Source organism: Microcoleus sp. CZ3-B2, assembly GCF_036705055.1.
Classification (GTDB): Bacteria; Cyanobacteriota; Cyanobacteriia; order Cyanobacteriales; family Microcoleaceae; genus Microcoleus.
In genome coordinates this window covers 1-9162 of the sequence record NZ_JAUBTN010000022.1, presented here as the reverse complement: position 1 = coordinate 9162, position 9162 = coordinate 1, and the positions used below count along the sequence as shown (strand labels likewise).

6 protein-coding genes are annotated in these 9162 nt (G+C 46.5%); 2 read left to right on the top strand and 4 right to left on the bottom strand.

Annotated features, from left to right (window positions below):
- Positions 1 to 4194 (top strand): FG-GAP-like repeat-containing protein (locus QUA97_RS12395; RefSeq protein WP_333194737.1); only part of this gene is annotated, 4194 nt, incomplete at its 5' end.
- A 387-nt stretch (positions 4195 to 4581) separates the two neighbouring features.
- On the opposite strand, the gene dprA is transcribed toward QUA97_RS12395, so the two are convergent.
- The 3 genes from dprA to QUA97_RS12380 all read right to left on the bottom strand — a co-directional run bounded on the left by dprA (position 4582) and on the right by QUA97_RS12380 (position 7404).
- Positions 4582 to 5733, bottom strand: coding sequence for a DNA-processing protein DprA (gene dprA, locus QUA97_RS12390; protein ID WP_333194736.1), 1152 nt, complete (start codon positions 5731 to 5733; stop codon positions 4582 to 4584).
- A gap of 122 nt (positions 5734 to 5855) precedes the next feature.
- Positions 5856 to 6524, bottom strand: a complete 669-nt coding sequence (locus QUA97_RS12385; protein WP_194070743.1) for a YdcF family protein — start codon at positions 6522 to 6524, stop codon at positions 5856 to 5858.
- A gap of 229 nt (positions 6525 to 6753) precedes the next feature.
- Positions 6754 to 7404 carry a DUF2301 domain-containing membrane protein gene (locus tag QUA97_RS12380; RefSeq protein WP_333115758.1) on the bottom strand — a complete coding sequence of 217 codons (651 nt, stop codon included), beginning with the start codon at positions 7402 to 7404 and terminating at the stop codon, positions 6754 to 6756.
- An 84-nt stretch (positions 7405 to 7488) separates the two neighbouring features.
- Between QUA97_RS12380 and QUA97_RS12375 the strand changes: the two genes are divergently transcribed.
- Positions 7489 to 8151, top strand: a complete 663-nt coding sequence (locus tag QUA97_RS12375; RefSeq protein ID WP_333115755.1) for a hypothetical protein — start codon at positions 7489 to 7491, stop codon at positions 8149 to 8151.
- A 131-nt stretch (positions 8152 to 8282) separates the two neighbouring features.
- Here QUA97_RS12375 and QUA97_RS12370 read toward each other — a convergent pair whose 3' ends face one another.
- Complete coding sequence (locus QUA97_RS12370; RefSeq protein ID WP_333088820.1) at positions 8283 to 9038, bottom strand: DUF561 domain-containing protein; 756 nt, start codon at positions 9036 to 9038, stop codon at positions 8283 to 8285.
- Positions 9039 to 9162 lie beyond the last annotated feature (124 nt).

Below are 9162 nucleotides of genomic sequence, written 5' to 3'. Positions count from 1 at the left end.
ACATCTGTCACTCCGACTCCAACTCCGACGACATCTGTCACTCCGACTCCAACTCCGACGACATCTGTCACTCCGACTCCAACTCCGACGACATCTGTCACTCCGACGCCAACTCCGACAACATCTGTCACTCCGACGCCAACTCCGACAACATCTGTCACTCCGACTCCGACTCCGACGACATCGGTCACTCCGACTCCAACTCCGACAACATCTGTCACTCCGACTCCAACTCCGACAACATCTGTCACTCCGACTCCGACACCGACGCCGACTCCGACGCCGATATCTCGGATATTTGACGACTCTGGGAAACGTAACGATCGACCCCTATCGATTAATCTGCCGCTAGGTAACGGAAATGGCGATCGAATTACTGATCTTAACGATCCCACGATAAGTTTTTCCCCAGCTACTTACCAAGTCAATGAAAGTTCCACAGGAGTCGTTCCGGCAGAAATTACTCTCACTCGCACTGGAAATCTAAATAGCATTTCCAAGGTGTACCTAGAATATCCTACTGGTTCAGCGACTTGGGCAACAGATTGGAACTTTCCCCCCAATTTCTCTCCTGAAATCACCTTTAACCCAGGCGAAGATACCAAAACGTTCACAATTGACATTTTACCGGATCGTAAAGCAGAGGAAACGGAAGAAATCGCGTTTCGGATCGCTAGTGTGGATAATGCCAATATTGGCACTCAAAGCTCTGCTACCTTGCAAATTTTGGATGCTGACCAACCTTTCACCGATACAAACGCTTCGATATCTCCAAAGGACTTGTACTCAGCCATCTGGGGAGACTACAACAATGACGGCAAACTCGATATCCTCGGAAACAACCAAATCTACAAAAACACCGAACTCCTCGACAACAACAATCAAAGGTCTAGCGAATATGGCTTTAGCGAAGGTAATCGAATAGACTTGCCAGGTGATGGATCAGCATGGGGAGATTACAACAATGATGGGAGACTGGATGTCTCGTTAGCCAACCGCAACGCCTATGGCCCAACAGAAATCTACAATGGCTTGGACTTGACCTTGAGGGCAATCCTACCTAATGACTACGGGCCCTTTTCTTACGTGACTTCGGCAGACTATAACAATGATGGTCGTCTCGATATCTTGCAAACAGGCTTCGATAGTTGGCGGGGTGATAATAACAAACTCTATCGCAACTCCGGCTCTGTCAACGGTCAAGACAGCTTTAGATTTGAGCAACAGAGCACCACTGGACTACCATCCAGTATAGGTTTCGCTGCTTGGGGCGACTATGACAACGACGGTAAACTTGATGTTCTGCTCAATGTGCCGAATTCCGACGGAACATACGGAACAACTGCCAAACTCTACCGCAACTTGGGCAATTCCAATTCCGTTTTTAATGGTTTTTTTACTGATTTTACAGACACGGGCGTAGTATTTCCTGGTGTTAGTAACGTTGTTCAAATCGCTTGGGGAGACTACGACAATGATGGCAAACTGGATATCCTGGTCAGTGGTTCCGATAGTTCATCCCAGCAGTCGCAGTCGATCACCAAAGTCTTCCGCAACGCAACCAGTACCAGCGAGCCAAACAGATTTGATGACATAGGTGTAAAGATACCTGGTCGGGTTAATTCTCTCCCTCAAAATCCTTGGGGAGACTACGACAATGACGGCAAACTGGATATCCTAGTCAATGTCAGTGTTTTGACTCAGCTAGATGCGGGAAGTTCACAAAAAGTAGTCACCAAAGTCTATCGCAACAACACAGGCAGACCTTATAACCCAAATGACCCAAATAGCTTTATTGACCCAAATAGCTTTACTGGCTCAAATAGCTTTATCGACAGTGGCGTAGAAATCGGCAGTGTCGTATCGCCTCCTGGTGGTCAAGCTTATTCCAATCCAGCTTGGGGAGACTATGACAAAGATGGAAAATTGGATATCCTGGTCGCTAGTAATTCAACAAAGAGCTCTCAAGACCGACCAGAGTCTTTTACCAATGTCTTCCGTAACAACACCCCCAATGCCAACACTCCTCCCACCGCACCCACAGGGCTGACGGCTGTAGCTTCGGGCCCAGAAGTTACGTTTAACTGGAATAAAGCGACTGATGCTCAAACTCCTGCTGATGGTTTAAGCTACAACCTGCGAGTTGGCACTAAGGAAGGGGGTCAGGATATTCTTTCCCCGATGTCTCTTGGCGATGGAACTCGGCAACTGGTGGGGCTGGGAAATGTCAGTCAAAACACCCGTTGGCAACTCAAAGACTTGTCTCCAGGGACATATTACTGGAGCGTGCAAGCAATTGACACAGCTTGGGCCGGTTCACCTTTTGCTACAGAAGGCAGTTTTACTGTAGTCCCCAACCGACGGCCAGTTTTCAACTACGCCGAGACTACAACCCCGTGGCATTTCAACAATCTAAAAGTAAGCAACTCATCCACATTCACCTACACGTTCCCGGCGGACACATTTACAGACCCGGATCTTCCGGGCGACAAGCTCACCTATACAGCCACTCTGATGGACGGCAGTCCTCTGCCAAGCTGGCTCACGTTTAATCAAAATACCCGTACCCTGAGCGGCACAAGCCCCAGAGCACAGCAGTTAACAATCAAGTTAACAGCGACAGACAGGGCGGGTCTTAGTGTCAGCGACAACGATCCGTACAATCAGGGTTGGGACAAAGGTATGTTGCTAACATTTAGCAGCACCGGCGTAGTGATTGACGGCTACATAGAGGGTGCAACCCTCTTCCTAGATGCCAACAAAAACGGCATCCTCGACACCAACGAACCATCCACAATTACTAACAGCAAAGGTGAATTCAATCTCAACATCCCCTTCGAGACATTCGACACCAACAAAAACGGAGAAATCGACCCATCAGAAGGCAATATAGTAGCCACAGGAGGCACTGACACCGCCACCGGCTTACCCCTAGAAACACCAGTCACCGCACCGCCAGATTCCACAGTTGTCACCCTCCTAACCAGCTTAGTCGCCGACTTAACCGACAAAGGAACTGCACCAGAATCAGCCCAATCTTTAGTCAAAGCCGCCCTTGGACTCCCCGCTGAAGTTGACCTGACTAGCTTAGATCCGATCGCAGCCACCAACCAAAATTTACCAGGCGGAGTCCAAGTCTTATCCGCAATGGTGAAAGTCCAAAACTTCATCACCCAAACCAGCGCTTTGATTGACGGCGCTTCCAGTGCAGTCAATACCGATATTGTCAAAGCTGTTGTCAGTTCAATTACCGATCGAATTCAATCCAGTACAATCTTAAACCTCAGCAACGCAGCAGCCTTAGAACCAATCATTCAGCAAGCAGCCGCAAAAATTCAGCAAATAGACCCCAGTTTCAACAGTCAACAAATCACCCAAATTACCTCGCAATCCGCGACAGTAATGGCAACAGCCAATCAACGTATTGATGCGGCTGTTTCCAACCCAACAGCAACATCAATTCCTGAATCAGTTGCCCGCGTCCAACAAGTAGCCTTGGGCCCGACAACTCAAGATTTCAAAGCAGTTGGTACGGGAAATAAACCAATTGCCCTGGTAGTTACTGAGAATACCGGTGCTGCTTTAGATAGCCGAATTCAAGCAGTAGTTTTACCAGTTGGCCTTGCGACTCCCGTTGTCAGCGGCGATGCAGATTTGAGCAGCAATTCCCCCAATGCAATTCTCGGTACAAATGGCGACGATATCCTGATTGGCGACAGCGCGGATAATGTATTGATGGGTATGAGGGGCAATGATTCCCTCGATGGAACTCTGGGAAATGACACTGTTTTCGGCGGCAAAGGTAGCGATACTTTGGTCGGAAGTAGCGGTGATGAGGCCTTGTTTGGCAATCGCGGCGCTGACATTTTGAACGGCGATGATGGCAACGATCTACTTTACGGAGGTAAGGGAGATGATTTGCTGACTGGCGGTTTGGGAAGTGATACTTTGACGGGAGGAATGGGAGTAGATAAATTCCTACTCTCTACGAATTCCGGTACTGATACGATCGCAGATTTTGAACTCGGTCAAGACTTGTTAGTATTGGGTAGCGGGCTGGATTTCTCGCAGTTGGCGATTAGTCAAGATAGGGCGGCTACTTTAATTCGGTTGGCACAAACTGGGGAGATTTTAGCTGCTCTCAGTGGAGTTTCTGCTAGCAGTATTAGTGCTGCGAATTTCGGATTAATTTGAGTAGGGACACGGCATTGCCGTGTCCTCAATTGCCGTGTTGTCGATAGTTATATCCGATTGGGTTATCGGGGCAATTTCATCATCCAATCCGGTTGATTTTACCCGTTACCCGAAATCAGGACACGGCAGTGCCGTTTCCCTACAATTAATCGGGTGATGCTTGCATCCGAGGGGGTTAATAATTATTTTCGGGTAGGGAAACAGCACTGCCGTTTCCAGAGTTGCCGTGTTATTGATGGTTATATCTGAGATTTTGCACGATTCTCAATCATCTTTTTATGAACAGGCAAGATGCCTGTTCCACAAAAAAAATTATCTCTTGTGGAACGGGCATCTTGCCCGTTCTTCAGAATGGTGCAAGATGTGAGTTATATTCTACCTTTAACATCAGCAGCGCTGATAACGCATTCCCGGCAACTGCGACACTAATCCCAACAATTCTAATTGCAAAAGTATACCAGAAACTGTTCCCGCTTCTAATCCCGCTGCTTCCACAATTGTGTCAAAAGAAATTGTCCCGGAGCCGATCGCACTTAACACCTTAGCCAATTCCGGCTCCAACGGCGGCGTGCGCTTCTCAACCGTCTGATTTGGCGGAAACAGCGACAACTGCTTGGCATTATCCAATTTTGGCATAGCTCCGAGCATTTCCAACAACCTGTCTTCGCTTAAGAGCCGATCGCTATTCGGGAGAATTGGATGAGCACCTTTACTCAGCAACTCCAAACAACCAAAAGACCGCTCATCATCCAATCTTGCCGTCAAAACATACACGTCCCGGCAAAAATCATTAGCTTGATAAGCAGTAATTAACGCCCCCGATTTGTGCGGAGCTTCAATCACAATTGTAGCCCGACTCAAGCCAGCAATTATCCGATTTCGGCGCGGAAAATTAGTTTTATTCGGTTGAGTTCCCGCCGGATATTCACTAATTGCCAATCCCTGCTGCAACAGGCGATCGCACAACCGCTCATTCGGCCTAGGATAAACAATATCAACCCCAGTACCAAAAACAGCCAAAGTCCGGCCTCCAGCCTCCAAACAGCTTGTATGAGCCTCCGTATCAATTCCCGCAGCAAATCCCGAAACAACAGTAAAACCATTTGTAGCCAAAGCTGCACTAAATTTGCGAGTCCAGCGGCGGCCGTATTCCGAAGGACTGCGAGTCCCAACAATTGCCACCGTCGGCGTAATTCCGCGATTTTCCTTAAGGTCAACTAAACCGCGATAGTACAGCACCGGCGGTGGATTGGGAATCTCTAATAACAAGCTGGGATAATCTGGATCTGCTGGTGTCCAAAAACAGGGATTTTTAATAAGATGTTGTTCAATAAATTCTTGGGGATTGAGTTTGGATCGTTCTTGTAAAACCGTTTCTATTGTCTGTTTCCCAAACCCTTCGACTCGCATTAAATCTACGGGCTTAGCCGTCCAAGCTGCTGCCAAACTAGGAAAGTGTTGGTGCAATCTTTGCAACAAAATCGGCCCGATACCGCTAATTTGCGACCATGCTAACCAGTAAGTGCGTTCTTCTAGCAACGACTTGCCCTCAATTGACGTGAAAATGTTTTTATCATTTTGGTGGGATATAGATTTTTTTTAACGAACCGCAAAGGCGCAAAGAACGCGAAGGGAAGAAGAGAAAGAGTTAAAAAGAATGGCTAAGCTTTCCAATCGACAAAACGGGCGTAAATATAAGCTATGATTTCCCCAATCACCGTCCGAAAACCTTCGCTCGATTTCCACCATTCCTGCGGGTTATAATCTTGCGGTTCTGCTGCTATTATCCCGACTTTAATTTCAGGATGCAGCACTTCTTTAAAAACCATCCAACTTCTGCGGGCGTGAGGGCCAAAGGAATAGAGATTAATTGTGTCTACTTTTAGGGGCGATGCAGCCAGCCAATCTCGAAGGGCGATCGCCGAAGCGGCTGTGCGGTGTTTCATGACATTCGGTGCGGGTACGGCTACCAGTTTGTCCTTGTCAAATCCTAGGGCTATACAAGTCGCTGCTGTCAGTTCGGCATAATTTTTATATTCAGCGAGATAGTAGCCTTTATTTACTGGAATTCCAGTAGTAATTAATTGGCGGTATTTGCCTTTTTTGAATTCGGCGATCGCACTTTCGATCGCATAATCCGGCAACCACCCTTCGACAACCAATATCTCTGATTTCAGTGGCGAATTTACCGCAAAAAATGGATAAATATTTGTGATAATTAAGACCATTGCAATGATTAATCCCACGATCGCAATTACCCAACCTTCCCAGGTAATTGCCCACATTTCTCGGCGGCGGATCAGACTAATTTTGATTTGAGGTTTTCGCATTCTGGCAAAATTCCGATCGAGAGAATTCTTGAGGATTTACGCACCAATTGCTAGAAACCGGGTTTTTCTTAAACTACTTAGTTGTACCCCACAGATGTACAAAACCCGGTTTCTTGAGTCGGAGTGCGATCGCCAACCAATCTTAATAGAAATTACGCCAAAAAACTTAACTTGCGAGTGCACAATTAAATCCATTAAATCCGCTACTAAATCCGCTGCCGAACCTTCTCTACTGTTTTTGTTTGAGGTACTCAAAAACGCTCTTATCTCCGATGTCCTGCGGTATAGGTTGAAAGAACTTGCGGACTGCAAAAATGATGAACAATATTGCCCAAAATCCTAGCAACAACTGTTCGTTTTCCGGTGACAGAAAACCAAAAATATGTCCTAAAATCAACAGCGGAACTCCTGGAGTTAAAAACTTAGTTTCTAGGCGGTTGAAGCAAAAAGCTTCTTTAAAATAAATGCCATTTAATGCCGCAAAAGTAAAGCCAATTCCCCACAAAGTCGCTGGATTTTCGTACACTGTTAAAGCTAAAGGTTCGCTGCTTTGTAGGGCGACAAATACTGCTGCTGCGCCGCCGATCGCCCAAAACGCCTGTAACGTTCGGTGCAGCGGAATCATGTAAATGTGAATAGTTGCTAAACTAACGCCTAAAGCTATCCAGAAACACGCAAAAACAGGCGTTAAAGCTTGGATTGCTGTTGGGTTGTCGCCGCTTTGCAACACCAGAGTAGCGCCCACCGCCAAACACAGCGCCGCCACTCCCAACCCGGCCCGGTAGATCAGCACTCCGGTGCGATCGCTTTGAGTAATCGTAAACTCGCCGAATTGCCCTTGATAGACTTCCAATTCATCGGGCGATTTCAGTAATTGCATCACAGCTTCCTCCTATCTATCAGACACGAATGTACTTCTGCCAAGATATACTTTATTAATTAACCAGTACAGCGGAACCGAGCGATGCCTAAATTTAACAAACCTCAACTTAACAAATCTAAAGTTAACAAGTCTAAATTTGACGATCGCCCAAATCAAACCAAACCTCTGCTTTCAGAATCAGAACTTCCTCCAGTCCAGCTTGATGAAACCATTGTAGCAGGCAGAAGACCGAAACCGTTCAACGACTTGCAGCGCTTGCTTGCCGAAATACCGGAATTGACAGGGGGGTTCAATCCAGAAGTGTTCGCCCAGTTTGCTGAAAACAACCCATTTAACGACAAGAAATTTGAAACCCAAATTAAAAAAATCTTAAGAAATAAAAATATTAATTCCACCCGCGACAATTCAATTAAATATCTAGAATACATCAAGCAACATATCCAATGTCCCTGCCAGGTTACGGGTATAGAAGAGTTTGAATGGGAAGAAGAGTATACAATGGGTTTGGGTAGCAAAAAAGAATATGCAAGGCTTAAAAAAACTCAACCTTCTTATACTGATAAATTCATAATTGACCGAGTTGAGGATTTTGTGGTTACTGAAGACGGCATTTTTGCCAGAGTGCAGCGCGTCGGCGATCGCAAAAGATTTATCTTGCTTTTAGCAGAGTTAAAAGCAGTCGATGTTATCTCCCCAAACCATCAGTTATTGCAAGATTATGCTGTGTGGTGGATCAACTATTAAAGTCGGGGAAGATGGGAAAAAAACCTTCTTCCTTCTTCCCTCTTATTGATGACTGATGACGGCAGGAGTCATGGTTAATCGGGAATTATATCTATTAAATCCCGCACATTACTCGTTGCCGAACTTCTTAATTAAATTGAAGCAGCAAAGTGCGATCGCTCTACTTTTGCCAAAGCTTCCACCAAACTGCGAACAGCAGCAATCATCGCCACTTCGCTATTAAGTTGGCTGACAGCAGAACCGACACCAATACCCGCAGCGCCCGCGCCAATAGCAAGCGGTGCGGTGACGCTGGAGATGCCCGAAGCGCAGAGTACGGGAACTTGTACGGCGCGGGAAATTTCAAAGGCTGCAGCCAAAGTAGGCGCTGCTTTTTCAATTAATCCTAAAGTTCCGGCGTGAATTGGTTGGGCGCTGGTGCCGCCTTCGGTTTGAATAATATTAGCCCCAGCTTTGACTAATTCTGTTGCTAACTGCACTTGTTTGTCGAGTGCCAAAATGTGGGGAACTGTGACAGAAAGCGTGATGTTCGCCAATAGCGATCGAGTTTCGCGAGTCAACTCCAAAACTTCCTCAGCTTCAAAGCGGCGGCCTAGTGCGTAGAAAGCATCAAAGTTGCCAATTTCAATCAAATCAGCGCCAGCTTCTACCGCAGCCACAAACTTTTGCGGTTCCACAGCCGATACACAAATTGGCAAATTTGTCAACTGTTTTGCCATCAATACCAAATCGCGATCGGCAGCAATATCGACAAATGTTGCACCGCCGAGATCCGCTGCTTTGACAACAGCCGCAACGTTGGCTGCATCAAAATTATTTAAACCGCTGATAATTTTCAAGGCGCGGCCTTGATCAAATGCGCGCTGCAATTTAGAATCTACACTCATCGTTAGTTTTCCAACTCAAAAAATTTCTTAGACTCATTTTGGCACGGATTGGGAATTGGGAATTGGGAATTGGGAATTGGGAATTGGGAATTGGGAATTGGGAATTGGGAATTGGGAATTGGGA